This window comes from Streptomyces sp. NPDC000878 (genome assembly GCF_053599695.1).
Map to the genome: position 1 here is coordinate 14309 of NZ_JBSFMT010000033.1, position 25910 is coordinate 40218.

General features: G+C 71.3%; 27 protein-coding genes and 1 pseudogene. 9 read left to right on the forward strand and 19 right to left on the reverse strand.

All coding sequences use genetic code 11. The features are described from left to right. The first annotated feature begins 227 nt into the window (after positions 1-227). The 7 genes and pseudogenes from ACWDR4_RS26815 to ACWDR4_RS26845 all read left to right on the forward strand — a co-directional run bounded on the left by ACWDR4_RS26815 (position 228) and on the right by ACWDR4_RS26845 (position 8350). Positions 228-1361, forward strand: coding sequence for an ADP-ribosylglycohydrolase family protein (locus ACWDR4_RS26815; protein ID WP_450412393.1), 1134 nt, complete (start codon positions 228-230; stop codon positions 1359-1361). A 220-nt stretch (positions 1362-1581) separates the two neighbouring features. Continuing rightward, positions 1582-2760 (forward strand): annotated as a pseudogene (locus ACWDR4_RS26820) (ADP-ribosylglycohydrolase family protein); the annotation flags it as partial. Positions 2761-2768: 8 nt separating this feature from the next. Next, positions 2769-3956: an ADP-ribosylglycohydrolase family protein gene (locus ACWDR4_RS26825; RefSeq protein WP_450412395.1), complete on the forward strand. Its 1188-nt coding sequence runs from the start codon at positions 2769-2771 to the stop codon at positions 3954-3956. Continuing rightward, entirely contained in the window at positions 3944-5377 is a 1434-nt protein-coding gene (locus ACWDR4_RS26830; RefSeq protein ID WP_450412397.1) for an ADP-ribosylglycohydrolase family protein, read from the forward strand. The genes ACWDR4_RS26825 and ACWDR4_RS26830 overlap by 13 nt, the downstream gene beginning before the upstream one ends. Continuing rightward, positions 5374-6267 (forward strand): ribokinase, encoded by an 894-nt coding sequence (gene rbsK / locus ACWDR4_RS26835; RefSeq protein WP_450412398.1) that lies wholly within the window; start codon positions 5374-5376, stop codon positions 6265-6267. The genes ACWDR4_RS26830 and rbsK overlap by 4 nt, the downstream gene beginning before the upstream one ends. Beyond that, positions 6264-7526, forward strand: a complete 1263-nt coding sequence (locus tag ACWDR4_RS26840) for a CaiB/BaiF CoA transferase family protein (RefSeq protein WP_450412400.1) — start codon at positions 6264-6266, stop codon at positions 7524-7526. The genes rbsK and ACWDR4_RS26840 overlap by 4 nt, the downstream gene beginning before the upstream one ends. Then, positions 7523-8350 carry an HpcH/HpaI aldolase/citrate lyase family protein gene (locus ACWDR4_RS26845; RefSeq protein ID WP_450412402.1) on the forward strand — a complete coding sequence of 276 codons (828 nt, stop codon included), beginning with the start codon at positions 7523-7525 and terminating at the stop codon, positions 8348-8350. The genes ACWDR4_RS26840 and ACWDR4_RS26845 overlap by 4 nt, the downstream gene beginning before the upstream one ends. Positions 8351-8414: 64 nt before the next feature. On the opposite strand, the gene lgt is transcribed toward ACWDR4_RS26845, so the two are convergent. The 11 genes from lgt to hisI form a co-directional block, all read right to left on the reverse strand. After that, the gene (gene lgt, locus ACWDR4_RS26850; RefSeq protein ID WP_450412404.1) at positions 8415-9425 is read right to left on the reverse strand and encodes a prolipoprotein diacylglyceryl transferase; all 1011 of its coding nucleotides are present in this window, start codon (positions 9423-9425) and stop codon (positions 8415-8417) included. A gap of 137 nt (positions 9426-9562) precedes the next feature. Continuing rightward, positions 9563-10339 (reverse strand): DsbA family protein, encoded by a 777-nt coding sequence (locus ACWDR4_RS26855; protein ID WP_450412406.1) that lies wholly within the window; start codon positions 10337-10339, stop codon positions 9563-9565. 115 nt (positions 10340-10454) lie between these two features. Beyond that, on the reverse strand, positions 10455-11273 hold the full coding sequence (gene trpA, locus ACWDR4_RS26860; protein WP_450412408.1) for a tryptophan synthase subunit alpha: 819 nt from the start codon (positions 11271-11273) through the stop codon (positions 10455-10457). Then, entirely contained in the window at positions 11270-12553 is a 1284-nt protein-coding gene (gene trpB / locus ACWDR4_RS26865) for a tryptophan synthase subunit beta (protein WP_450412410.1), read from the reverse strand. Before trpB ends, trpA begins: the two co-directional genes overlap by 4 nt. A gap of 57 nt (positions 12554-12610) precedes the next feature. Beyond that, positions 12611-12823, reverse strand: coding sequence for a tryptophan biosynthesis modulator TrpM (trpM, locus tag ACWDR4_RS26870; RefSeq protein WP_450412412.1), 213 nt, complete (start codon positions 12821-12823; stop codon positions 12611-12613). Between the two features lie 22 nt (positions 12824-12845). Beyond that, positions 12846-13655, reverse strand: coding sequence for an indole-3-glycerol phosphate synthase TrpC (gene trpC / locus ACWDR4_RS26875; protein WP_105975727.1), 810 nt, complete (start codon positions 13653-13655; stop codon positions 12846-12848). A 165-nt stretch (positions 13656-13820) separates the two neighbouring features. Continuing rightward, positions 13821-14270 (reverse strand): DUF2752 domain-containing protein, encoded by a 450-nt coding sequence (locus ACWDR4_RS26880; protein ID WP_450412414.1) that lies wholly within the window; start codon positions 14268-14270, stop codon positions 13821-13823. Between the two features lie 103 nt (positions 14271-14373). Beyond that, on the reverse strand, positions 14374-14616 hold the full coding sequence (locus ACWDR4_RS26885; protein WP_450412416.1) for an HGxxPAAW family protein: 243 nt from the start codon (positions 14614-14616) through the stop codon (positions 14374-14376). Positions 14617-14816: 200 nt separating this feature from the next. Continuing rightward, on the reverse strand, positions 14817-15464 hold the full coding sequence (locus ACWDR4_RS26890; protein ID WP_450412418.1) for a TIGR02234 family membrane protein: 648 nt from the start codon (positions 15462-15464) through the stop codon (positions 14817-14819). Positions 15465-15568: 104 nt separating this feature from the next. Further along, positions 15569-17047: an anthranilate synthase component I gene (locus tag ACWDR4_RS26895; RefSeq protein ID WP_450412420.1), complete on the reverse strand. Its 1479-nt coding sequence runs from the start codon at positions 17045-17047 to the stop codon at positions 15569-15571. Positions 17048-17058: 11 nt separating this feature from the next. Further along, positions 17059-17484 (reverse strand): phosphoribosyl-AMP cyclohydrolase, encoded by a 426-nt coding sequence (gene hisI / locus ACWDR4_RS26900; RefSeq protein WP_450412422.1) that lies wholly within the window; start codon positions 17482-17484, stop codon positions 17059-17061. A gap of 82 nt (positions 17485-17566) precedes the next feature. Between hisI and ACWDR4_RS26905 the strand changes: the two genes are divergently transcribed. Continuing rightward, on the forward strand, positions 17567-18202 hold the full coding sequence (locus ACWDR4_RS26905; RefSeq protein WP_450412424.1) for a TIGR03085 family metal-binding protein: 636 nt from the start codon (positions 17567-17569) through the stop codon (positions 18200-18202). Positions 18203-18276: 74 nt separating this feature from the next. Here the strand turns inward: ACWDR4_RS26905 and hisF are convergent, their stop codons facing one another. From hisF to hisD, 8 genes are read right to left on the reverse strand one after another with little or no spacing between them, the layout of a single operon-like run. Then, a complete protein-coding gene (hisF, locus tag ACWDR4_RS26910; RefSeq protein WP_450412426.1) occupies positions 18277-19047 on the reverse strand; it encodes an imidazole glycerol phosphate synthase subunit HisF in 771 nt (256 codons plus the stop codon). Continuing rightward, on the reverse strand, positions 19044-19457 hold the full coding sequence (locus tag ACWDR4_RS26915; protein ID WP_450412428.1) for a RidA family protein: 414 nt from the start codon (positions 19455-19457) through the stop codon (positions 19044-19046). Before ACWDR4_RS26915 ends, hisF begins: the two co-directional genes overlap by 4 nt. Beyond that, positions 19454-20182, reverse strand: a complete 729-nt coding sequence (priA, locus tag ACWDR4_RS26920; protein WP_450412430.1) for a bifunctional 1-(5-phosphoribosyl)-5-((5-phosphoribosylamino)methylideneamino)imidazole-4-carboxamide isomerase/phosphoribosylanthranilate isomerase PriA — start codon at positions 20180-20182, stop codon at positions 19454-19456. The genes ACWDR4_RS26915 and priA overlap by 4 nt, the downstream gene beginning before the upstream one ends. Then, a complete protein-coding gene (gene hisH, locus ACWDR4_RS26925; RefSeq protein WP_450412528.1) occupies positions 20182-20841 on the reverse strand; it encodes an imidazole glycerol phosphate synthase subunit HisH in 660 nt (219 codons plus the stop codon). The genes priA and hisH overlap by 1 nt, the downstream gene beginning before the upstream one ends. Further along, the gene (locus ACWDR4_RS26930) at positions 20832-20996 is read right to left on the reverse strand and encodes a hypothetical protein (protein ID WP_369035095.1); all 165 of its coding nucleotides are present in this window, start codon (positions 20994-20996) and stop codon (positions 20832-20834) included. The genes hisH and ACWDR4_RS26930 overlap by 10 nt, the downstream gene beginning before the upstream one ends. A gap of 3 nt (positions 20997-20999) precedes the next feature. After that, entirely contained in the window at positions 21000-21593 is a 594-nt protein-coding gene (gene hisB, locus ACWDR4_RS26935) for an imidazoleglycerol-phosphate dehydratase HisB (RefSeq protein ID WP_105975738.1), read from the reverse strand. Beyond that, entirely contained in the window at positions 21590-22699 is a 1110-nt protein-coding gene (locus ACWDR4_RS26940) for a histidinol-phosphate transaminase (protein ID WP_450412433.1), read from the reverse strand. The genes hisB and ACWDR4_RS26940 overlap by 4 nt, the downstream gene beginning before the upstream one ends. After that, on the reverse strand, positions 22696-24021 hold the full coding sequence (hisD, locus tag ACWDR4_RS26945) for a histidinol dehydrogenase (RefSeq protein WP_450412435.1): 1326 nt from the start codon (positions 24019-24021) through the stop codon (positions 22696-22698). The genes ACWDR4_RS26940 and hisD overlap by 4 nt, the downstream gene beginning before the upstream one ends. Positions 24022-24239: 218 nt before the next feature. Between hisD and ACWDR4_RS26950 the strand changes: the two genes are divergently transcribed. Beyond that, positions 24240-25838, forward strand: a complete 1599-nt coding sequence (locus ACWDR4_RS26950) for an oxidoreductase (protein ID WP_450412437.1) — start codon at positions 24240-24242, stop codon at positions 25836-25838. Positions 25839-25910 lie beyond the last annotated feature (72 nt).

The window sequence follows — 25910 nt, forward strand, 5'->3', positions numbered from 1 at the left end:
ACAACACCAAAAATACGCCGCGAATTCCTCCCTTGCCAGCAAGGAAAGGCTGCCCTCACCTGCACATTCACCGTGATCGCTCATCCGTAGGAGTGCTCGCACAAATGTCGACCGGGTGATGCTGGGGCGCCAGAGGCTCGCGCGAAGGCCTCCGGTGGGACAGTTCCGCAAAGGGTTCCGCTCCCCCGCGAGGGAGCCCCCGGAACCCTCCGGAGGAGAGGCCGCGTATGGCATCGATCGCCTGCATTCCCTCGGTCCCGGCACCCGGCGACGCCGCCGTCCTGCGCGACAGAGCACGCGGCGCCCTGCTCGGTCTGGCCGTGGGGGACGCGCTCGGCGCCCCCGCCGAGAACATGAAGCCCTCGGAGATCCGCGCCCGCTGGGGCCGCATCACCGGATACGTGGCCGAAAACCCCTCCGGCACGGACGACACGGAGTACGCGATCTTCTCGGGCCTCCTCCTGGCCCGGCACGGCTCGGCCCTCACCCCGGCCCATGTGGAGGCGGCCTGGCACCAGTGGATCGCCGACCTGGACGAGGGCCCGTTCCGGGGCGCGGGTTTCTCCGAACGCGGCACCCTGGAAAACCTGCGCCGGGGCCTGGCAGCCCCGATCTCAGCTCAACACCGCCACGCGTGGAGCGACGGTCTCGCCATGCGGGCAGCCCCCTTCGGCGTCTTCGCGGCGGGCCGCCCGGCCGAGGCGGCCCGCCTGGTGGCGATCGACGGTTCGGTGAGCCACGACGGCGAGGGCATCTACGGCGGCCAGGCGGTGGCGGCGGGCGTGGCGGCGGCGATGGCGGGCGCACCGACGATCGCGGTGGTGGCATCGGCGTTGGCGGTAGTCCCCGACGACTCCTGGACGGCCCGCTCCCTCCGCCGGGCGGTGGCGGTGGCCCACCGCGGCGAACGGGCGGTCCGCTCCGCGGTGGTGATCGGCGGCTATCCCTGGACCGACCTGGCCCCGGAAGCCGTAGCCCTGGCCTTCGGTGCGTACGCGGCGGCCGACGGCGACTTCAAGGAATCGGTCCTCACAGCCGTCAACATGGGCCGCGACGCGGACACGACGGCAGCGGTGGCAGGCGCCTTGGCGGGCGCGACACACGGCGCCTCGGCCATCCCACCCGACTGGGCGGAGGCAATCGGCCCGGCCCGCGGCACCTGCCTCCCCTCCATGGCGGGCCACCACGTACTCGACGTGGCGGAGCTACTGACTCCGGGCGAGGGCGGCAAGTGGGGCGCGAAGCCGGTCGTACGAGATGCGGTGGATGCGGTACGGGATCCCGCCCCGGCACCGGACCAGGCGGCGTACGTCCTGGCCTCGGACGAAGACCCGACGGCCAAAACCGAGGTGCTGCCGTGAACCCACGTCTCCGACGTTCGAGGACAGGACACGTCCACCGCACATTCAACCCAGCCCCTGCCATCTCAGCCCGCCCGACGTTCGAGGACAAGGCCGCCCAGGCCAAGCCATGCTCCCCACGCACCTTCACCCCAACCCCAGCCATCTCAGCCCGTCCGGCGTTTGAGGACGAGGCCGTTCAGGCCGACAGCGGGGGTCTGGGGGCGCAGCCCCCAGGGATGGGACGGGTAAGGGCGGCGGGGGCGAAACACACCACCCGAGCCAAAGCCGAGGTCCACCCATGACCACCCGCCGCATCGAGGGCCTACTCCTGGGCCTAGCCGCAGGCGACGCCGCCGGCTGGCCCGCCGCCCGCCACAGAGCCGCCCGCATGCCCGACTGGACCCGCCGCCTCACCCGAGAACTCGACACCTTCGCCGAGCAGAACGCAACAACCACCCTCCCCGTCCCCATCGCCCTCAACCAACCCCCGGAACCCCTCCGCCTCGGCCCCTCGGACGACGCCGAGTGGGCGGCATTCGCAGCCGAGGCCCTCCTACGGGCCGGCGACGACACCGTGCTCGGAGACCTGAGCCGCGAGCGCCGAGCCCGCGCCGCCATCGACCTGTCCTGGAACGCCGTCGCCAGCGAGGTTGCCGCAGCAGCGGAACGCGCCCCCGAGGTCGAGTCGGCAGTACTCCCCCTGCGCGCCCGCATCTCCGTACGGGCCGGCCTCGGCAACCTCGCCGCCGGCCTGCGCCCACCCGCCACCGGCCACGACAACCCGCACTACTTCGACGACGCGGCCTGCGTACGAGCGTGCGTGCTGGCCGTGGCCCACCCCGGCGACCCCCGACTCGCCGCCGAACTGGCCGAGTTCGACGCCCGCTACACCCAGGACGGCGACGGCGTGCACGGCGCCCGAGCGATGGCGGCGGCCCTCGCCCTGGCACTGGCCGGCGAGGAGGTCGAGGGCTGCGTGAACGCGGCCCTGGCGGAACTGCCCGAGTGCACGGAGATCGGCCGCAACACCCGCCACGCGCTGAAGCTCGCCCAGGACACGGACGGCGCGTTCGCCCTGGTCCCGCTCCTGGAACACCAGATCGTGGACCACGTCTACAGCTACGGAATCGCCGCCGCCGAGACGGTCCCGGTCGCGCTGGCACTGGCCACCGCCGCGCACGGCCGGATCGCGGAAGCGGTTCCCGCAGCGGCCTGCCTCTCCCGGGTCGCGGACTCGGCCCCGGCCCTCGCGGGCGCCCTGACCGGCGCGTTGGGCGGCGGCGCCGCGATCCCGACGGCCTGGCGGGACGCGTGCCGCACCCTCTCCGGCTGCGCCCTCCCCCGTCTGACCGGCACCGACCTGGTGGAACTCGCCGAACTCCTGGAAGCCACGCAACGGACCGCCCCAAGAGGATGATTCGCAACATGACGCCCAAAGCAACAGAAACCCACGAGGCACGCCAAGTACTGGGCCTGGACGAGCGGATCACCGCTGCCCTGGTCGGCGCGGCCGTCGGAGACGCGCTCGGCGGCCCCGTCGAGGGCTACACCCCCGAGCAGATCCTCGAACGCCACGCGGGCCGCGTCCACGGCATCGTCGGCCCCTGGAACGGGGACGCCTGGCGCACGGCCCGCCCGATCGCCCCGTACCACAAGGGTGACGGCCACGTCACCGACGACACCTTGATGACCCATGCGCTGGTACGGGTGTACGCCCAGGTCAGAGACCATCTGGACGCGTACGCGGTCGCCGGCCACCTGGTCCCGGACCTGATGACGAACCCGCGCTGGATCCCGGAGCTGGAGGCCGAGGCACTCCCCCTCCAACGCATCTTCCTCGCGGAGAAATGGCTGGTGGCCCGGATCCACTACGGCCACATCGACCCCCGCGAGGCAGGCGTGGGCAACATCGTCAACTGCGGTGCGGCGATGTACATGGCCCCGGTCGGCCTGGTCAACGCTGCCAACCCGGCGGGCGCGTACGCCGAGGCCCTCGACATCGCGGGCGCCCACCAGTCCTCGTACGGCAGGGAGGCGGCGGCGGTCTTCGCGGCAGGGGTGGCAGCGGCGTGCGCCCCTGACTCGACGCCCGACTCGGTGATCGAGGCATGCCTCTCCCTGGCGAAGGACGGCACCCGGGCGGCGATCGAGACGGTGTGCGAGGTGGCCTCCCGCTACTCGGACTTCGAGTCGGCGCTGCGCCCACTGCGGGAGGCGGTGACGCCCTACGACACGGTGGGCCCGGACTACCGCACCCCGTCGCTGGGCGCCCGTCGCCCGTCCCGTCTGCACACGATCGAGGAACTCCCGGTGGCGCTGGGCATGTTGACGGTGGCGGGCGGCGACTTCCGCCACGCGGTACTGGGTTCGGTGAACTACGGCCGCGACTGCGACTCGATCGCAACGATGGCGGGGGCGCTCGCCGGCGCGCTGGGCTCCGAGGCGCCGTCCGACTGGTCGAAGACGGTCGCGGAGGCGAGCCGCCTGGACCTCTGGGAACCGGCCCGCACACTGACCGAGGTGACCCGGGAGGTCTTCGAACGGGACGTCCACCGACGCCGTTCCCACGAGGGGGCGTTCGCCCAGCTCAGGAGCGCGGGATGCTCCGACTGACCTGGGTCCAGCCGGAGGACCTGATCGGCCACGAACTGCGCCAGGCAACCCAGGACGGCCGAGAGCCCAGCAGAATCGCCGCCCGCTGGAGGGCAGCGGGCGGCCCGGAGGCCCCGCAACGAGCAGGCGCGTCCCCAGACCGGGCATCGCGCTACTTGCGACAACTGGCAGAGGACTTGCTGGACGAACTGGCAGACCTGCCCAGCAGTTCGGCGGACGACGAGCCGACCGACCTGAACCAGATCCGGGCGCTGTGCCTCGACTGGCCTTCGGGGGGTCCGGGGGCGGAGCCCCCGGTTTCGGGAAGGGGTGGGCTTGGGGAAGAGATCCGCCCCACCTCAGCCCCCACCCCCCTCCGCCTGGAGGCAGCCTGGCTGGGCAGAGCCGCAGGCTGCCTCCTAGGCAAACCGGTAGAAAAACTCCCCCTGACCGCCATCCGCCACCTCGCCCAGGCAACCGGCAACTGGCCCCTGAACACCTGGTTCACAGCCAGAGGAGTCCCGGAGGAACTCACAACAGCCCACCCCTGGAACCGCCGCTCAGCCACAACCTCCCTCGCCGAGAACATCAACGGCATGCCCGAGGACGACGACCTCAACTACCCCCTCCTCAACCTCCTCCTGCTCCAACGCCACGGCCCCCACTTCACCACCACGGACGTGGCGAAACTCTGGCTGGACGAACTCCCCGCAGGCCGCACCTTCACGGCCGAACGCATCGCCTATCGCAACCTCCTCTCCGGCCTCGAACCCCCACTCACGGCCCGCCACCGCAACCCGTTCCGCGAGTGGATCGGCGCCCTGATCCGCGCCGACGTCCACGGCTGGACCAACCCCGGCGACCCGGCCACCGCAGCCGAACAGGCGTACCGCGACGCGACCCTCACCCACACCGCGAACGGCGTCTACGCGGCCATGTTCACGGCGGCCACCATCGCCCAGGCCGCCACCGCCACCGGCACCCACGACATCCACACCTGCCTGCGCACCGGCCTGACAGTGATCCCCCCACGCTCCCGCCTGGCGAAAGCCATCCACCACGGCATCCAACTGGCCGAAACCCAGCCCGACTTCACCACCGTCGTGGACGAACTGCACGCGACCCACTCACCCACCTACCACTGGGTCCACGCCATCCCCAACACCGCCCTGATCGCCGCCGCCCTCACCCACGCCGACGGCGACTTCACCGGCTCCATCTGCCGTGCCGTGTCCGGCGGTTGGGACACCGACTCCAACGGCGCGACGGCCGGCAGCATCGCCGCCCTCCTCGCAGGCTCCCCCGCCGCCCTCCCCGACCGCTGGACCACACCCCTGAAGAACCAACTCGCCACCTCCGTCGCGGACTTCAACGGCACCGGCTTCGACGACCTCGCCCAACTGACGTACTCCCTCACCCACTTGGAGGCAGCCCACCCATGACCCATATCGCCGTGCTGGGCAGCACGAACATGGACCTCGTCGCGTACGTCGGCAAGGCCCCGCAGCGCGGGGAGACGGTGACGGGACGTGAGTTCCGTACGATCCCCGGCGGCAAGGGCGCCAACCAGGCTGTGGCGGCGGCCCGTTCGGGCGCCGACGTCTCGATGATCGGCGCGGTGGGCAACGACACGTACGGCACCCAGCTCCGCTCCACGCTCGAGCACTCGGGCGTCGACACCGACCACCTCCGCACCGTCGAGGGCGCCTCCGGCACCGCGCACATCGTCGTGGACGACGAGGGCGGCAACGCGATCGTCGTCATCCCCGCCGCCAACGGCACCGTCACCGCCCTCGCCCCCGGCGACGAGGGCCTGATCGCCACCGCCGACGTTCTGCTGCTCCAGCTGGAGATCCCGCTCACGGCGGTGATCGAGGGCGCCCAGGCCGCTCACCGCCACAGCGTCCGTACGATCCTCACCCCGGCCCCCGCCCAACCCCTGCCACCCGAACTCCTCGCCGCCACCGACCTGTTGGTGCCGAACCAGCACGAGGCCACAGCCCTCACCGGCCTGACCGACCCTCACCAGGCAGCCACCGCACTCCTCGACCAGGTACCGGAGGTCGTGGTCACCCTGGGCCCGGCCGGCAGCCTGTACGCAACCCGAGGCTCCGAATCCATCACCGTCCCCGCGCCGCCCGTCACCGCCGTGGACTCGACCGGCGCCGGCGACACCTTCGTCGGCGCCCTCGCGGTGGCCCTGGCCGAAGGGCGCCCGATGCCCGACGCCCTGGCATGGGCCGCGGCGGCGGGCGCACTCTCCGTACAACGGCCGGGCGCGTCGGCATCGATGCCGTACCGCTCGGAGATCGAGGCCAGGTACGCATCATGAACGCACCCAAGCCCCCCACCACCGCACCCGGCACGACCACGGCCACCACACCCGGCACGGCCACCACGGCCACCGCGGCCCCCCTCACGGGCCTCCGCGTCCTCGACCTGGCCACCCTCTTCGCGGGCCCGCTCGCCGCCACCATGCTCGGCGACTTCGGCGCCGAGGTGATCAAGATCGAGCACCCGGTGAAGCCCGATCCCTCCCGGGGCCACGGCCCGTCCAAGGACGGCATCGGCCTCTGGTGGAAGCTGCTGGGCCGCAACAAGCGCACGATGACCCTGGATCTGTCGAAGCCCGGAGGCCGCGCCACCCTGCTCCACCTCGCCACGACAGCCGACGTGATCATCGAGAACTTCCGCCCGGGCACCCTGGAGAAATGGGACCTGGGCTGGCCGGAGCTGTCCGCCGCCAACCCGCGGCTGGTCCTGGCCCGGGTCACCGGCTTCGGCCAGTTCGGCCCGTACGCCCATCGCCCCGGCTTCGGCACCCTCGCCGAGGCGATGAGCGGCTTCGCCGCGATCACCGGCGAACCGGACGCACCCCCGACGCTCCCGCCCTTCGGCCTCGCCGACTCGATCGCGGGCCTGGCGACCGCGTACGCCGTGATGACGGCACTCGCCGCCCGCGACCGCACCGGCGAGGGCCAGGTCGTCGACATGGCGATCATCGAGCCGATCCTCACCGTCCTCGGTCCGCAGCCGCTCTGGTACGACCAGTTGGGCCACGTCCAGCCGCGCACCGGCAACCGCTCGCAGAACAACGCCCCCCGCAACACCTACCGCACGGCCGACGGCACCTGGGTCGCCGTGTCGACCTCGGCCCAGTCGATCGCCGAGCGCGTGATGCGTCTGGTCGGCCGCCCGGAGCTGATCGACGAGCCCTGGTTCACCACGGGCGCCGACCGCGCCCGCCACTCGGACGTCCTCGACGAGGCGGTCGGCTCGTGGATCGCCCGCCACTCCCACTCCGAGGTCATGGCGGCCTTCGAGAAGGCGGAGGCGGCGGTGGCCCCGATCCAGGACGTACGGGAGGTCATGACCGACCCGCAGTACCAGGCCCTCGACACCATCACCACGGTCGACGACCCCGACCTCGGCCCGATCCGTATGCAGAACGTCCTCTTCCGGCTCTCCGCGACCCCCGGCGCGATCCGCTGGGCGGGCCGCCCGCACGGCGCCGACACCACGGCCGTCCTCACCGAACTGGGCCTGACCGAACCCGAGATCGACACCCTGCGCACCGAGGGCGCCCTATGACAGCCACCCCTCTGACCTGGCTGTACGTCCCCGGCGACCGCCCCGAGGTGGTCACCAAGGCCCTCGCCTCCGGCGCCGACGTGGTCGTCGTCGACCTGGAGGACGCGGTCGCCCCCGACCGCAAGGAGTACGCCCGCACAGCCACCGCCGAACGCCTCACCGACCCCCAGCCGGTCCCGGTCCACGTCCGGATCAACGCCCTGGACGGCCCCCTGGCCACCCCCGACCTCCGGTCCCTCGAAGGCCTCCCCGGCGTCGCGGGCCTACGCCTCCCGAAGGTGACGACACCCCAGGACGTCGTACGAGTGGCCACCCGAACCCGCGAAAAGGCGCTCCCGCTCCACGCCCTCCTCGAAACCGCCCTCGGCATCGAACACGCCTTCGCCATCGCGACCGCCCACCCCGCCCTGCACGGCATCGCGCTCGGCGAAGCCGACCTCCGGGCCGATCTGGGAGTACGAGGAGACGCGGGCCTCGACTGGTGCCGCTCCCGGGTCGTCGTGGCCGCACGAGCGGCCGGACTCACCCCGCCGCCCCAGTCGGTCCACCCGGACACCCGGGACCTCGACACCCTCGCCGCGTCCTGCGCCCACGGCCGCGCCCTGGGCTTCCTGGGCCGGGCGGCGATCCACCCCCGCCAGCTCCCGGTCATCGAACGCGCCTATCTGCCCACCCCGGAGGAGATCGAGGAGGCCGAGCAGATCGTCAAGGCGGCGGCCACGGACGAGGGCGCCCAGGCCCTCCCGGACGGCCGCTTCATCGACGCGGCGGTGGTCGCGTCGGCCCGCAGAACCCTGTCCCTGGCCGACCGAACCCGCCCCTGACCCGCACAACAGATGAGGGCGCCCCGGTCCGACCGGGGCGCCCTCATCCTCGTACAACCAACAATCAGCTCTTCTTGGTCGGCTCCGCCTCGGCCTTGTCTTCGGCCTTGTCCTCGGACTCGGAGTCGGCCTTGTTCTCGCCCTCGCCCTCGCCGTCGTCCTCGGTCTTGGCCGTGCCGTCCGTATCGGCCTCGGCCTTCACCTCCGCCGATTCCCCGTCGCCCTCGGCAGCATCCTCCGCTGAACCGTCGGAGACATCGTCACCCGGCTCCACGACTTCCTCCCGGCCCGGCCGCATCCGTGCCGAGAGCACGAAGTAGACCACCGCGAGGATGAAGACGAGGATCGCGGTCCAGTTGTTCAGCCGCATGCCGAGGATGTGGTGGGCCTCGTCGACGCGCAGGTACTCGATCCAGAAGCGGCCTACGCAGTAGGCGGCGACGTACAGCGCGAACGCCCGTCCGTGCCCCAGCGTGAAGCGGCGGTCGGCCCAGATGACAAGCAGCGCGACGCCGACGCACCACAGGGACTCGTACAGGAACGTCGGGTGGTAGTAGCCCGGGACCCGGCCGTCGGTCGAGGAGGTGATGTGGACGGCCCAGGGGACGGTCGTCTCGCGCCCGTACAGCTCCTGGTTGAGCCAGTTGCCCCACCGCCCGCACGCCTGTGCGAGAGCGATACCGGGGGCGAGGGCGTCGGCCCACGCCGGCAGCGGGATACCGCGCCGACGGCAGCCGATCCACGCGCCCAGGGCGCCGAGGGCGATCGCGCCCCAGATGCCGAGGCCGCCCTCCCAGATCTTGAAGGCGTCCACCCAGTCGCGGCCCTCGCTGAAGTACAGCTCGTAGTCCGTGATCACGTGGTAGAGGCGACCACCGACCAGGCCGAAGGGCACGGCCCAGACCGCGATGTCGGCCACCGTGCCGGGTCGGCCACCGCGGGCGAGCCAGCGCTTGTTGCCGAGCCAGACCGCGACGAAGACACCGATGATGATGCAGAACGCGTAGCCGCGCAGCGGAATGGGTCCAAGGTGCAGCACCCCGCGCGCCGGACTGGGAATGTAGGCGATATTCATGGCAGTCCCGACGCTACCTTGACGGGCGCGGCGGATGTGAGCCGCCCCGGGCAACGGCTCCATAACGGGCGGTGCCTCCGGTTCCGCTCACGACGCCGAACCGGAGGCCCCCGGGAAACCCGGAAAGCGCCCAGGCCCTACGCCTTGTCGGCGGCCTCCACCATCTGCTTCAGCTTCGCCGGGGTCATCGTCTGGTCCTGGTAGATGTTCTTCTCGTTGAGCAGGACGGTCGGTGTGCCGCCGAAGCCACCGCTCTGGAAGGCCTGGTTCGACTTCGCGACCCAGCTGTTGTGCGTGCCCTCCTCGACACACGTCCGGAACGCGGGCGTGTCGAGTCCGTCGACCTTCGCCGCCAGCTCGATGAGTCTGCTGTCCTTCGCGAAGGCGTCGTCGGTCTCCTGCGGCTGGTTCTCGTACAGCACGTCGTGGTACGCGGTGAACTTGCCGGTGTCCTGGGCGCACGCGGCGGCGTTGGCCGCGTGCCGGGAGCCGCTGCCGCCCATGTTGCCGTCGATGATCGTCGCCAGGTGGTAGTTCACCTTCAGCTTGCCCGCGGCCGTCAGCTCATGGATGGTCGAGCGGTAGTTGGTCTCGAAGGACTGGCAGGCCGGACAGCGGAAGTCCTCCCACACCGTGAGCGTCGACTTGGCGCTCTCCTCGCCCACCGGGATCGCGAGGCTGTCCTTGCCCTGCGCACCCGAGGGCGCCACGACCGGACCGGCGCTGTCGCTCTTGCTGTCCTTGCCGGAGTTCGCGGCGACGACGCCGATCACCGCCGCGAGGCCCAGCACGCAGACGACACTGGCGCCCACGATCAACGCCCGCCGCCGCTTCTCCGCGGACTTCTGCTTCTCACGCTCGACCGCCAGCCGCTCGCGGGCGGTGCGCTTTCCGTCACGATTCTTCTCGCTCACACCCGCAGAACGAACCGGGGAGACGCATTGCGCCTCCCCGGCCCCAGGTCCACCCGTTCGGGCGACCTGTACGAAAAATGTCCGGCCTGCGTGTCCGGCTCGTAGTCCTGCCCTTTTACGCCGTGCCGCGCACGCCCTTCGCGAGGTCGGCGGCGAGTTCCCGCACGGCCTCGACACCGGCCGCGTGGTCCGGGGCGTCGAGCATCCGCTTGACGAAGGCCGAGCCGACGATCACACCGTCGGCGAAGCCGGCGACCTCGGCGGCCTGGGTCGCGTTGGAGACACCGAGCCCGACACAGACCGGCAGGTCGGTACCGGTGCCCCGGGTGCGCTCGACCAGCTTCTCGGCCTGGGCGCCGACCGACGCCCGGGTCCCCGTGACGCCCATGAGCGAGGCGGCGTACACGAACCCGCTGCCCGCCGCGGTGATCTCGGCGAGCCGCCCGTCCTTGCTGCTGGGCGCGACGACGAAGACGGTCGCGAGGCCGTGCTTCTGGGCGTGCTCCCTCCACAGCGCCGACTCCTGCACGGGCAGATCGGGCAGGATGCACCCGGCGCCGCCCGCCTCCGCCAGTTCGGCGGTGAACCGCTCGACGCCGTAGCGGTCGATCGGGTTCCAGTACGTCATGACGAGCACCGGCTTCCCGCTGGCCTCGTAGGCCTCCCGGACCGTACGGATGACATCCGCGATCTTGACGCCACCACGCAGGGCGATGTCGTCGGCGGTCTGGATGACGGGCCCGTCGAGCACCGGGTCGCTGTGCGGCAGCCCGACCTCGACGATGTCGGCGCCGCCCTCGAACACGGCCTTGACGGCGTCGATCCCGCCGTCGACGGTCGGGAACCCGGCGGGGAGGTACGCGATGAGCGCGGCCCGCCCCTCGGCCTTGGCACCGGCGAGGGTGTCCGACAGCAGCTGAATGTTCCCGCTCACTTGGCGTCCCCCTCGATCTCGGCGGTGTCGGCCGCGTTCGCGGCGACCTCGGCGTCGGTGTCGTACAGGCCGAAGTACCGGGCGGCGGTGTCCATGTCCTTGTCGCCGCGCCCGGAGAGGTTGACGACGATCAGGCCGTCCTTGCCCAGCTCCTTGCCGACCTCCAGCGCACCGGCCAGCGCGTGCGCGCTCTCGATGGCCGGAATGATGCCCTCGGTGCGCGACAGCAGGCGCAGCGCCTGCATGGCGGCGTCGTCGGTGACCGCGCGGTACTCGGCGCGGCCGGTGTCCTTGAGGTAGGAGTGCTCGGGCCCGATGCCCGGGTAGTCCAGCCCGGCGGAGATGGAATAGGGCTCGGTGATCTGCCCCTCCTCGTCCTGGAGGACGTACGACCGCGACCCGTGCAGGATGCCGGGCTCACCGGCGGTGAGGGTGGCGGCGTGCTCGCCGGTCTCGACACCGTGCCCGCCGGGCTCGCACCCGATGAGGCGGACGGAGGCGTCGGGGATGAAGGCGTGGAAGAGCCCGATGGCGTTGGATCCGCCGCCCACACAGGCGACGGCGGCGTCGGGGAGCCGTCCGGCCTGCTCCAGGAGCTGCCTGCGGGCCTCCACACCGATCACCCGGTGGAAGTCGCGCACCATGGCCGGGAAGGGGTGGGGTCCGGCGACGGTCCCGAACAGGTAGTGCGTGTGGTCGACGTTGGCGACCCAGTCGCGGAACGCCTCGTTGATGGCGTCCTTGAGGGTGCGGCTACCGGACTTCACGGCGATGACCTCAGCGCCGAGCATGCGCATCCGGGCGACGTTGAGGGCCTGGCGCTGGGTGTCGATCTCGCCCATGTAGATGGTGCATTCGAGCCCGAACAGCGCACAGGCGGTCGCGGTGGCGACCCCGTGCTGACCGGCACCGGTCTCGGCGATGACCCGGGTCTTGCCCATCCTCTTGGTGAGGAGGGCCTGGCCGAGCACGTTGTTGATCTTGTGGGACCCGGTGTGGTTCAGGTCCTCCCGCTTGAGGAAGACCCGGGCGCCACCGGCGTGCTCGGCGAACCGGGGCACCTCGGTGAGGGAGCTGGGGCGGCCGGTGTAGTGGACGAGCAGGTCGTCCAGCTCGCGGGCGAACTCCGGGTCGGACTTCGCCTTGTCGTACTCGACGGCGACCTCGTCCACGGCGGCGACGAGGGCCTCCGGGATGAACTTGCCGCCGAACGCGCCGAAGTAGCCTTCGGCGCTTGGGATTTGACCCTCGGGGTCGGGGATGAAGAACTCGCTGGGCATGACTGAACCTCACGGTGAGTTTGTGTTGGGCACTCGTCGCCGTGGGGCGGGGGGTTGTTAGTTGGCTGCGGGCCCGTTGGGGCTTGTCGCGCAGTTCCCCGCGCCCCTGAAAACCCGCCATCGCTGCCCGTTGACCTGCCCAGGCTCGTCACCGATGACGTAGCGGACCCGGCGGCCGTGCACGCGGCGTGCCGGTGCACGGCAGCCACGGGGGCGGCAGCCGCGCGCGAGGCGGGCGTACCTGTCCGTGGGCGTCATGGTGAGAGTCATCGGGGCAAACTCTAGCCGGTGATCAGCCTCGGCCGTGCCGCAATGCCGGGTGCTCGCCGGCCGCCACCAGGTCGGAGACCGCTGTCTTCGGGTCCTTGCCCGTCACCAGGGACTCGCCGACCAGGACGGCGTCGGCGCCCGCGTTGGCGTACGCGATCAGGTCGTGCGGGCCTCGGACGCCCGACTCGGCGATCTTGACGATGCTGTCGGGGATCTCGGGGGCGACCCGCTCGAACGTGGAGCGGTCGACCTCCAGGGTCTTCAGGTTGCGCGCGTTGACACCGATGACCCGGGCCCCCGCGTCCACCGCCCGCTCGACCTCGTCCTCGTCGTGCACCTCGACGAGGGGGGTGAGCCCGATGGACTCGGCGCGCTCGATGAGGGACTCCAGGGCGGGCTGGTCGAGGGCCGCGACGATCAGCAGGGCCAGGTCGGCGCCGTACGCCCGTGCCTCCCACAGCTGGTACGACGTGACGATGAAGTCCTTGCGCAGCACCGGGATGTCCACCCGCGCGCGTACGGCCTCCAGGTCGGCCAGGGAGCCGCCGAAGCGGCGCTGTTCGGTGAGGACGGAGATGACGGCCGCGCCGCCCGCCTCGTAGTCCGCCGCGAGGCCGGCCGGGTCGGCGATGGCCGCGAGCGCGCCCTTGGAGGGGCTGGACCGCTTGACCTCGCAGATGACCTTGACGCCGTCACCGCGCAGGGCGGCGACCCCGTCCTTGGCTGCGGGAGCCTTCGCCGCGCGTTCCTTGAGCTCGTCGAGGCTGACGCGCGCCTGCCGCTCCGCGAGGTCGGCACGGACTCCGTCGATGATCTCGTCGAGCACACTCACGCGAGCGGCCCCCTTCCAGACGGTAGGCGATTGACTGTTCAAGCCATTCACTGCATTGAAGCTGCACAAACTGTCAAAGCTGGTCACTCCGATGGTATCCGGAGGAGGCCATGCCCCTCACATCCGGTTGACACCGGTCCCACTACCTGGACATTCATCATTTGATCAAGGGTGTAGCCAGCCACCGAACGGCAGGTTCCGGACAACCGTGAAGACCAGCACCAACGTCCCCAGGCTCCACAGATGCACCGGCCCGAGATCGATCCGCATCGGCCGTCCGCGCACCGCGCGGACCACCCAGACGGTCCATACGGCGGCGAAGGCCAGGTATCCCGCCACGGCGAGCGCGTTGGCCCCGAGGGCCGTCACCCAGTCCCCGTGCACGAAGGCGTAGGCGCTGCGCAGACCGCCGCAGCCGGGGCAGTACACGCCGGTCAGACGCAGAAGCGGGCAGACGGGGTAGTGCCCGGGTTCGTTGGGGTCGACCGTCCCGACGTACGCGAAGGCCCCGGCGACGGCCGCGAGCACCCCGGCGGGCACGGCCACCCGTCCCAGGACGGCACCGGCGCCCGAGGGCACGCCTTGCTGAGCCCGCTCGGTGTTCACCCCACGCATTCTGCCCCCTGCGGGGCGTACACGCGCGAGAGGCGGCCCCGGCGCTGTCGCCGTGCCGCCCCTCGAAGTCCTGAAACCCACTCCCGTACGGGAGTACGGGGAATCAGCTCTCGGCGCCCGCCGGTTCACGCGTCGACGCGAGCTGCCGGGCCGTCTTCTGCTTGCCGAGGCCCATCGCGGCCATGATCCAGCCGACGACACCGCCGAGGACCACGACCACCATGCCGGCCCAGAAGCCCAGCGGCTCGGCCATCACCATGAAGGCGCCCGCGACGCAGAAGCCGATGATGGAGATGGTGACGCCGGTCCAGGCGGCCAGAGTGTGACCGTGGCTAGTGCCCGCCATGACTTGCTCCTCGTTGCTGAGTTGCTGGTTGTTGAATGCAGGACGTCGTGAGCCGGAAGCTCGTCGTCCATTGTCCCGCACGCGCGTGGGTGCAGAACCCCGGGGGTCACGCCAGCGAGTCGCGCCCCAAAGGGGCGCGGGGAACTGCGCGACCAGCCACAACGAACCCGCAGACAACACACCGCCCTCCCAGCGGAGCGCTACGCCCCGGTGGGATCCTCACCCCGGTCCAGCGCCTTCCAGATCTCCTCGGGCCGATCCGGGTCGACGGCCGCCGCCCGTCGGCGCGGACGCGGCGCACCGCCGCGCTCGTACCGCCCGGACATGGCCGGCCACAGACGGCCGTACCGCAGGGCGAGCAGGCCGGCGAGCATGATCAGCGCGCCGCCGACAGCCGCCGCATACGGCCAGGCCGTGTGGCTGAGGGTGCTCACGGTGGCCGCCGTGTCCCCGCTGGCCTGGGCGGCCTTCTCGTCGAGCGCGGAACTGTCGGAGGCGCCGAGGACGGCCGCGGCGACCGTACCGGCGCCGGACAGCGCGAGCAGGCCGGCGACCAGGAGGCGGCCGGAGCGGCGGACGGCGAAGACGGCGACGAGCGCGGCGAGGCCCACTATCGCCAGGGCCGCGGGCACGCCCGTGACGTCGCTGCCGCTGGCGGTCAGCGGGAAGGCGCCGCCGGCGACCGTCGCGGTGCCCTCCGACCAGCGCTGGCGGGTGGCGAGCAGCGCGACGGCCGCGCCGAGCGCACCGGCCGACAGGGCGACGGCGAGGCTGAGCCGGCCGGCCCGGCCGGGGAGGGGGGCGTCGGAACGCGCGGAAGGTACGGGTACGGCTGTCACGTACCCCACTATCGCCTGAACCCTGGGCGAACCGGCACCCGGGGTTGGCGTGAGAAGCGCCCCATTCGGCCACCCATCGGGCGCCTATGGGCCGAAAACTGCCGGGAAACCGCCTACTGTCCGAGCCGGTTCGCCGTGTGGACGGCGCGCAGGACCGCCGCCGCCTTGTTGCGGCACTCGTTGTCCTCCGCGACCGGGTCGGAGTCGGCGACGACGCCGGCGCCCGCCTGGACGTACGCCGTGCCGTCGCGCAGCAGGGCCGTGCGGATGGCGATGGCGGTGTCGGAGTCGCCCGCGAAGTCGAGGTAGCCGACGGCACCGCCGTACAACCCCCGCCTGGACGGCTCCAGTTCGTCGATGATCTGCATCGCGCGCGGCTTGGGCGCCCCGGAGAGCGTGCCGGCCGGGAAGCAGGCCGTCAGGACGTCGAAGGCGGTGCGGCCCGGCGCCACCCGGCCGGTGACGGTCGAGACGATGTGCATGACGTGCGAGTACCGCTCGACGGACATGAAGTCGACGACCTCGACGGAGCCGGGCTCGCAGACCCGGCCGAGGTCGTTGCGCCCGAGGTCGACGAGCATGAGGTGCTCGGCGCGCTCCTTGGGGTCGGCGAGGAGTTCCTCGGCGAGGGCCTGGTCCTCCTGCGGGGTCGCCCCGCGGTGCCGGGTGCCCGCGATGGGGTGGACCATCGCGCTTCCGTCCTCGACCTTGACGAGGGCCTCGGGGGACGAGCCGACGACGTCGAACCCGTCGAAGCGGAACAGGTACATGTACGGGGACGGGTTGGTGGCCCGCAGGACCCGGTAGACGTCCAGCGCGCTCGCCGTGCACGGGGTTTCGAAGCGCTGGGAGGGGACGACCTGGAAGGCCTCGCCCGCGCGGATGCGCTCCTTGATGTCCTCGACGGCGACCTGGTAGTCGGGGCCGCCCCACAGGGCCGTGTACTCGGGGAGTTCGGAGGGCGGGAGCACGGCGGGCGGCTGGGAGACCGCGCGCGAGAGGTCGGCCTGCATGGCGTCGAGCCGGGCCACGGCGTCCGCGTAGGCCTCGTCGACGCCCGTGTCGAGGTCGTTGTGGTTGATCGCGTTGGCGATCAGCAGGACCGAGCCCTCCCAGTGGTCCATGACGGCCAGGTCGCTGGTGAGCAGCATGGTCAGCTCGGGCAGCTGGAGGTCGTCGCGCTCGCCGGGGCCGATCTTCTCCAGGCGGCGCACGATGTCGTACCCGAGGTAGCCGACCATGCCCCCGGTGAAGGGCGGCAGTCCCTCCTGGTGGGGCGTGTGGAGGGCCTCGATGGTGGCGCGCAGGGCGGCGAGCGGGTCGCCGTCGACGGGGACGCCGACGGGCGGGGTGCCGAGCCAGTGGGCCTCGCCGTCGCGGGCGGTGAGGGTGGCGCTGGAGCGGACGCCGACGAAGGAGTAGCGGGACCAGGAGAGACCGTTCTCGGCGGACTCCAGCAGGAACGTGCCGGGGCGTTCGGCGGCGAGCTTGCGGTAGAGCGCGACCGGGGTGTCGCCGTCGACGAGGAGCTTGCGGGTGACGGGGATGACGCGCCGGTCGGTGGCCAGCTTGCGGAAGGTCTCGAGGTCCATGGCGGCTGACCTTACTGACCCTGCGGGAGTACGCCGGAATCGGCGTCCTCGAACGACACGTCGAGCAGGACGTCGGCGTCGAAGCAGGTCCGCGCGCCGGTGTGGCAGGCGGCGCCCACCTGGTCGACCCTGACGAGCACGGTGTCGGCGTCGCAGTCGAGGGCGACGGACTTCACGTGCTGGAAGTGGCCGGAGGTGTCGCCCTTGACCCAGTACTCCTGGCGGCTGCGCGACCAGTAGGTACAGCGGCCGGTGGTCAGGGTGCGGTGCAGCGCCTCGTCGTCCATCCAGCCGAGCATGAGCACCTCACCGGTGTCGTACTGCTGGGCGATGGCGGGAACGAGCCCGTCGGGGCCGCGCTTGAGGCGCGCGGCGATCTCCGGGGCCAGGGGGCTGGGGGCGCCGGTCCTGCTGGGCGGGGGCGTGCTGCTGGTCATGGGGCTATTGTGCCGCGCCCCACTGACAGTCCCCCGGGATGTCCACTGGGCGGACCTTGTGGACGGTCGTAGGCTTGCTGACATGTCGACCCATGCGAAGCGTGAACGACTTCTCCTCGCCGACCTGTTGGAAACGACGGGTCCGGACGCCCCCACCCTGTGCGAGGGCTGGCACACCCGTGACCTCGCCGCGCACGTGGTGGTGCGCGAGCGCCGCGCGGACGCCGCCGGAGGAACCTGGATCAAACAGCTCGCTCCTCGTCTGGAGCGGGTGATGGCCGAATTCGCCGAGAAGCCCTACGAAGAGCTGATCCAGCTGATCCGTACGGGCCCACCGCGTTTCTCGCCGTTCTCCCTGAAGCAGATCGACGAGGCGGCGAACACGATCGAGTTCTACGTCCACACCGAGGACGTACGCCGCGCACAGCCCGACTGGACACCCCGCGAGCTGGACCCGGTCTTCCAGGACGCCCTCTGGTCCCGCCTGGAACGCACAGCCCGCCTGACGGGCCGCGGCGCCCCGACGGGCCTGGTCCTACGCCGCCCGGACGGCCGCACAGCGGTGGCCCACCGCGGCGTCCCGGTGGTCACGGTGACAGGCGAACCGTCGGAGCTGCTCCTGTTCGCCTACGGCCGCCAGAACGCCGCAGACGTGGAGCTGGAGGGCGACAAAGAAGCGATCACCAAGCTCCACGAATCAAAGCAACTGGGCATCTGAGACGCGCCCTGTTTTTAGGGGCGCGAGGAACTGCGCGACCAGCCACGACGGACCCGCAGTCAAAAAACCACGCGTCACCGAACAGGATGCCCAGCCTCCCGCAACACATCCTTCACCTGCCCGATCCGAAGATCCCCGAAGTGAAAGACGGAGGCGGCCAGGACGGCGTCGGCCCCCGCCGCGACAGCCGGCGGGAAGTCGGCCAACCGCCCCGCTCCCCCACTGGCGATCAACGGCACGCGCACATGCTTGCGCACAGCCTCGATCATCTCGATGTCGTACCCGTCCTTCGTCCCGTCCGCGTCCATCGAGTTGAGCAGAATCTCCCCGGCGCCCAGTTCAGCGGCCTGGTGAGCCCACTCCACCGCGTCGATACCGGTGCCGCGCCGCCCCCCATGGGTGGTGACCTCGAAGGACCCGTACGAGCTGTTGCGGGAAGGGGTGCGCCGCGCGTCCACGGACAGCACCAGCACCTGCCGCCCGAACCGCTCCGCGATCTCCCGGATCAGCTCCGGACGCGCGATGGCGGCCGTGTTGACGCCCACCTTGTCCGCCCCGGCCCGCAGCAGCTTGTCGACGTCCTCGGCCGCGCGTACCCCGCCGCCCACGGTGAGCGGGATGAACACCTGCTCGGCGGTGCGCCGGACCACGTCGTAGGTGGTCTCGCGGTTGCCCGACGAGGCGGTGATGTCCAGGAACGTCAGTTCGTCGGCGCCCTCGGCGTCGTACACCTTGGCCATCTCGACGGGGTCGCCCGCGTCGCGCAGGTTCTGGAAGTTGACGCCCTTGACGACCCGGCCGTTGTCGACGTCCAGGCAGGGGATGACTCGTACGGCAAGGGTCATGCTGCGGTCTCTCCGTCTCCTCCGCCGGGGCGGTACGCCTCCACCTCGACCTCGACGACCAGGCTGGGGTCCACGAGACCGGAGACGATGATCATCGATGCGGCGGGCCGGACGGCGTCGAACAGCTCCTTGTGGGCGCGTCCGACGTCGTCCACGTCCCGCGCGTGGGTGATGTACATGCGCGTACGCACGACGTGGTCACGGCCGAGCCCGAGCTGCTCCAGCGCCGCGAACGCGACGTTGAAGGAGTTGACCGCCTGCTCGTACGGTCCGCCTCCGGCGATCTCGCCGTCGACGATGGACGTGCAGCCTGAGACCAGCACCAGGCCGTTGGGCAGCTCCACCGCGCGGGAGTAGCCGAAGGCATCCTCCCAGGGGGCACCGGTCGTGACACGCCGTACGTCGCTCACTTGGCCACCGCCTCCAGGGCCTCTTCCAGGGTGAACGCCTTCGCGTAGAGGGCCTTCCCGACGATGGAGCCCTCGACGCCGAGCGGCACCAGCTCGGCGATGGCACGGAGGTCGTCCAGGGAGGACACGCCGCCGGAGGCCACGACCGGGCGGTCGGTCGCCGCGCAGACGTTGCGCAGCAGCTCCAGGTTGGGGCCCTGGAGCGTGCCGTCCTTGGCGATGTCGGTCACGACATAGCGCGCGCAGCCCTCGCCGTTGAGCCGCTCCAGCGTCTCGTAGAGGTCGCCGCCGTCCCGGGTCCAGCCGCGTCCGCGGAGGGTGGTTCCGCGGACGTCCAGGCCGACCGCGATCTTGTCGCCGTGCTCGGCGATGACCTTGGCGACCCACTCCGGGGTCTCCAGGGCGGCCGTACCGAGGTTCACGCGCGTGCAGCCCGTCGCCAGGGCGGCGGCCAGCGTGTCGTCGTCGCGGATGCCGCCGGACAGCTCCACCTTGATGTCCATCGCGCCGGCGACCTCGGCGATCAGCTTGCGGTTGTCGCCGGTGCCGAAGGCCGCGTCCAGGTCGACCAGGTGCAGCCACTCGGCGCCCGAGCGCTGCCAGGCGAGGGCGGCCTCCAGGGGGGAGCCGTACGAGGTCTCCGTGCCGGACTCGCCGTGCACGAGGCGGACGGCCTGGCCGTCGCGGACGTCGACGGCGGGGAGGAGTTCGAGCTTCGAGGGCATCAGAGGGTTCCGATCCAGTTGTTCAGCAGCTGCGCTCCGGCGTCGCCGGACTTCTCGGGGTGGAACTGGGTGGCCCACAGGGCGCCGTTCTCCACGGCGGCCACGAAGGGCTTGCCGTGTGTCGACCAGGTGACCCCGGGGGCGCGCATCAGCGGGTTCGTGATCTCCAGGGACCAGTCGTGGACGGCGTACGAGTGGACGAAGTAGAAGCGCGCGTCGGCGTCCAGGCCCGCGAAGAGCTGGGAGTCCGCCGGGGCGTCGACGGTGTTCCAGCCCATGTGGGGCACGATGTCGGCCTGGAGCGGCTCGACCGAACCGGGCCACTCGTCGAGGCCCTCGGTCTCGACGCCGTGCTCGATCCCGCGCGCGAACAGGATCTGCATGCCCACGCAGATGCCCATCACGGGACGCCCGCCGGCCAACCGGCGCCCGACGATCCAGTCGCCGCGCGCCTCCTTGAGGCCCCGCATACAGGCGGCGAAGGCGCCGACGCCCGGCACCAGCAGCCCGTCCGCGTTCATGGCCTTGTCGAAGTCACGCGTTATCTCGACGTCGGCACCCGCGCGCGCGAGAGCGCGTTCGGCGGACCGGACATTGCCGAAGCCGTAGTCGAAGACGACCACTCGTTGCCGTTTCTTGCCGGAGCTACTCAATTCCAGACCTCCAGCCTCAGCACGCCGGCGACGAGACACATCCCGGCGCCTATCGACAGCAACACGATGAGGCTCGCGGGCATCTTCTGCTTGGCGAAGGAGTAGACCCCGCCGGCCAGGAAGAGCCCGACGACGATCAGTACGGTGGAGAGGCCGCTCATGGCTTACAGGGCGCCCTTCGTGGAGGGGAGGATGCCCACCGCGCGCGGGTCGCGCTCCGAGGCGTACCGCAGTGCCCGCGCGAGGGCCTTGAACTGGCACTCCACGATGTGGTGGGCGTTGCGTCCATAGGGCACGTGCACGTGCAGGGCGATCTGGGCCTGGGCGACGAAGGACTCCAGGATGTGCCGGGTCATCGTGGTGTCGTACTCGCCGATCATCGGCGCCATCTTCTCGGGCTCGGTGTGCACGAGGTAGGGGCGGCCGGACAGGTCGACGGTGACCTGGGCGAGGGACTCGTCCAGGGGGACCGTGCAGTTGCCGAAGCGGTAGATGCCCACCTTGTCGCCGAGGGCCTGCTTGAAGGCGGCGCCGAGGGCGAGGGCGGTGTCCTCGATGGTGTGGTGCGAGTCGATGTGCAGGTCGCCCTCGGTCTTCACGGTCAGGTCGAACAGACCGTGCCGGCCGAGCTGGTCGAGCATGTGGTCGTAGAAGCCGACACCCGTCGACACCTCGACCTTGCCGGTGCCGTCGAGGTCGATCTCGACGAGGACCGACGTCTCCTTGGTGGTGCGCTCCACGCGTCCGACGCGGCTCATGACTCGTCCTGCTCCTTCTTCAGTTCACGTACCGCGTCGAGGAACGCGTCGTTTTCGGCGGGGGTTCCGGCGCTGACCCGCAGCCATCCCGGTACGCCGTTGTCCCGGACCAGGACGCCCTGGTCGAGGATGTACTGCCAGGCGGTGTGCGAGTCGGCGAAGGTGCCGAACTGCACGAAGTTGGCGTCGGAGTCGGTGACGTCGAACCCGATGGCGCGCAGTTCGGCGACCAGCCGGTCCCGCTCGGCCTTCAGCTGCTCGACGTACTTCAGCAGCGTGTCGGTGTGCTCCAGAGCGGCCAGGGCGGTCGCCTGGGCCACGGCCGACAGGTGGTAGGGCAGCCGTACGAGCTGTACGGCGTCGACGACGGCCGGGTGCGCGGCGAGATAGCCGAGGCGCAGGCCCGCCGCCCCGAACGCCTTGGACATGGTCCGCGAGACGACGAGATTCGGCCGACCTTCGATGAGGGGCAGCAGCGAGTCGCCGTGGCTGAACTCGATGTACGCCTCGTCGACCACGACCATCGACGGCTTGGCGGCCTGCGCGGCCTCGTACAGCGCGAGGACCGTCCCGCGCGGGACCGCGTTCCCGGTCGGGTTGTTGGGCGTGGTGATGAACACGACGTCCGGCCTGTGCTCGGCGATGGCCTGCTCGGCCGCCGCGCGATCGATCGTGAAGTCGGCGTTCCGGGGGCCGGAGATCCAGCCGGTGCCCGTCCCGCGCGCGATGAGGCCGTGCATCGAGTACGAGGGCTCGAAGCCGATCGCGGTACGCCCGGGTCCGCCGAAGGTCTGCAGCAGCTGCTGGATGACCTCGTTGGAGCCGTTGGCGGCCCACACGTTGGCGAGGCCGACCTCGTGCCCGGAGGTGTCCGTCAGGTACTTGGCGAGCTGCGTACGCAGCTCCACGGCGTCCCGGTCGGGGTAGCGGTTGAGGTTCCGGGCCGCCTCGCGCACCCGCTCGGCGATCCGCTCGACGAGCGCTTCGGGCAGCGGGTAAGGGTTCTCGTTGGTGTTCAGCCGTACGGGGACGTCGAGCTGGGGCGCGCCGTACGGCGACTTGCCGCGCAGCTCGTCCCGTACGGGGAGATCGTCGATGCCAGTCACTTGCTTCCGGGTACCTTCCAACCGAACCGAGCCTTGATCGCCGCCCCGTGGGCCGGCAGGTCCTCCGCCTCCGCCAGCGTCACCACGTGCTGCGCCACGTCGGCCAGCGCGTCCCGCGTGTAGTCGACGATGTGGATGCCGCGCAGGAAGGACTGGACGGAGAGACCGGAGGAGTGGCAGGCGCAGCCGCCGGTCGGCAGGACGTGGTTGGAGCCGGCCGCGTAGTCGCCCAGGGACACGGGTGCCCAGGGGCCGATGAAGATCGCGCCCGCGTTGCGCACCCGGTCGGCCACCGCGACGGCGTCGGCCGTCTGGATCTCCAGGTGCTCCGCGCCGTACGCGTCGACGACCCTCAGGCCCTCGTCGATGCCGTCGACGAGGACGATCGCTGACTGCCTGCCGTTGAGGGCCGGGACGATCCGGTCCTCGATGTGCTTGGAGGCCGCGACCTGGGGCTCCAGCTCCTTCTCGACCGCGTCCGCGAGCGCGACGGAGTCCGTGACCAGGACGGCGGCGGCCAGCGGGTCGTGCTCGGCCTGGCTGATCAGGTCGGCGGCGACGTGCACCGGGTCGGCGGTGTCGTCCGCGAGGACCGCGATCTCGGTGGGTCCGGCCTCCGAGTCGATGCCGATCTTGCCGGTGAAGAAGCGCTTGGCGGCGACGACCCAGATGTTGCCGGGGCCGGTCACCATGTTGGCGGGCGGGCAGGACTCGGTGCCGTACGCGAACATCGCGACGGCGGTGGCGCCACCGGCCGCGTACACCTCGTCGACGCCGAGCAGCGCGCAGGCGGCGAGGATGGTGGGGTGCGGCAGCCCGTCGAACTCGGCCTGCGCCGGGGAGGCGAGGGCGATCGACTCGACCCCGGCCTCCTGCGCGGGCACGACGTTCATGATCACGGAGGACGGGTACACGGACCGGCCGCCGGGTGCGTAGAGCCCGACGCGGTCCACCGGGACCCACTTCTCGGTGACCGTGCCGCCGGGCGCGACCTGGGTCGTGTGCGTCGTACGGCGCTGCTCGCGGTGGACGAGACGGGCGCGGCGGATGGACTCCTCCAGGGCCGCGCGGACGGCCGGGTCGAGCGCCTCCAGCGCGTCGGCGATCGCGCGCGCGGGGACCCGTACGGATTCCAGCCGCACCCCGTCGAACTTCTCGGCGAAGTCGATCAGCGCCGCGTCGCCCCGATGATGCACGGCCTCGCAGATCGGACGCACCTTCTCCAGGGCGGCCGAGACGTCGAAGTCGGCTCGGGGCAGCAGGTCGCGCAGGGCGGGTCCCTCGGGGAGGGCGTCGCCGCGCAGATCGATTCGGGAGATCACGTGAGCAATTCTCTCAGACGCGGATTGGGCGCCGTCCGCGCGTATCAGTGGCTGATACAGAGCGTTGCGGTTCGCGCTGGAGGAACCCGACGCGAAATCCTCGGGAACTTGGAAGATCACCTTCACGTTTTGAGTTCAGAGAGTTACTGAGCGGGCAGAACGGCTGTACGAAACTCGCAGGTAACACTTGGTGGCACGGGGAGGAGTGGGAAAACGTCGTGACCGAGGGTGACGGCAACCGCACGGGGGGCACGGGGAACACGGGGGATCCGCCGGAGGGTCTGAGCGCTGCCGAGGTCGGCATGTGGCAGGCCTTCCGCAACGGCAGTGTGTACGACCTGAGCAGTGGCGACACGGTCGTCGACGATCCGCACGGCGGCCACCCGTGGGGCGCCGACCGGACCGTGCGGGCCCGCATCGTGTGCTGGCTGCTCCTGGACGGCCCGCCCGCGCTCGCCGGGCGCGTGTCGTCCCTCAAGCTCACCGGCCTGCAGATCAGCGGCACGCTGGACCTGGCGGGCGGCACGGTGGTGCCGTACGTCGAGCTGAAGGCCTGCCGCTTCGAGAAAGAGGTCCTGCTGCCGGAGGCCCGCTTCACGACCGTACGGCTGGTGAACTGCTCGGTGCCCCGCCTTGAGGCGGCCCGGGTGCACACCGAGGGCGATCTGCACCTCCCCCGCTGCCGCTTCCACAACGGCGCGCGGCTCACCGACGCGCACATCGGTACGGATCTGCTGCTCAACCAGGCCGTCGTCTACCGGGACCGGCGCGGGCGCTCGATCGCCGGGGACGGCATGAGCGTCGGCCAGGACCTCCAGGCCGAGATGCTGGAGTCGCACGGCGAGCTGAGCCTGCGCGGGGCGACGATCGGCGTCTCGCTGAGCCTGCGCGGCAGCCGGCTCGCCAACCCGTACGGGCGCCTCGCGCTCAACGCCCCCCAGCTGACCGTGGGCCGCACGCTGTACATGACGCCCGCGAGCGCCTGGAACCCGAGCCTGACCAGCGGCACGACCCCCGCGCGCGGGACCCGCATCCAGCGCTTCGAGTGCCAGGGCGGAATCCGGCTGGACGACGGCCGGTTCGGCGACTCCGTCGACCTGGAGCGGGCCCGCCTGAACTTCACCGACGAGCAGGAGCTGTCGCTGCGCCGGGTGCAGACGCCCGAGCTGCGCTTCCTCGGGGAGCGGCCGGAGCGCGGCAAGGTGGTGCTGTCGGGCGCGAAGGTCGTCAACCTCGTGGACCGGGCGGGCAGTTGGCCGGGACCGGGCAACCTGCACATGGGCGGCTTCGGGTACGAGAACCTCGTACCGCAGGGGCCGTTCCCGCCGGCGGAGCGGCTGGCGTGGGTGGCGGCGGCGACCGCCGAGTACAGCCCGGAGCCGTACGAGCGGCTGGCCACCGTGATGCGCAACGGCGGCGAGGACGAGGACGCGCGCGAGGTGCTGCTCGCCAAGCAGCGCCGGCGCCGCGAGACCCTGCCGCCGGCGGCGAAGCTGTGGGGGTACGTGCAGGACTGGACGGTCGCCTACGGGTACCGGCCCGGCCGGGCCGCCGTATGGATGGCGGTGCTGTGGGCGGCGACTTCGGTGGCGTTCGCGCACGCGAGTCATCCGCCGCTGAAGAGCGGGGAGCACCCGCCGTGGAACCCGTCCCTCTTCGCCCTCGACCTACTGCTGCCGGTGATCGACCTGGGCCAGGTCGGCTTCTGGCAGCTGCGCGGCGGCTGGCAGTGGCTGGCCGCGGCGATCATCATGGTCGGCTGGATCCTGGCGACGACGGTGGCGGCGGGGGCGACGCGGACGCTGCGCAGAAGCTGAGCCGCATTCATCTTTTGCCATTCCTTGACCGTCGGCCGTACAACTAAAAACAGGGTGCGCGTTTGGTCTGGC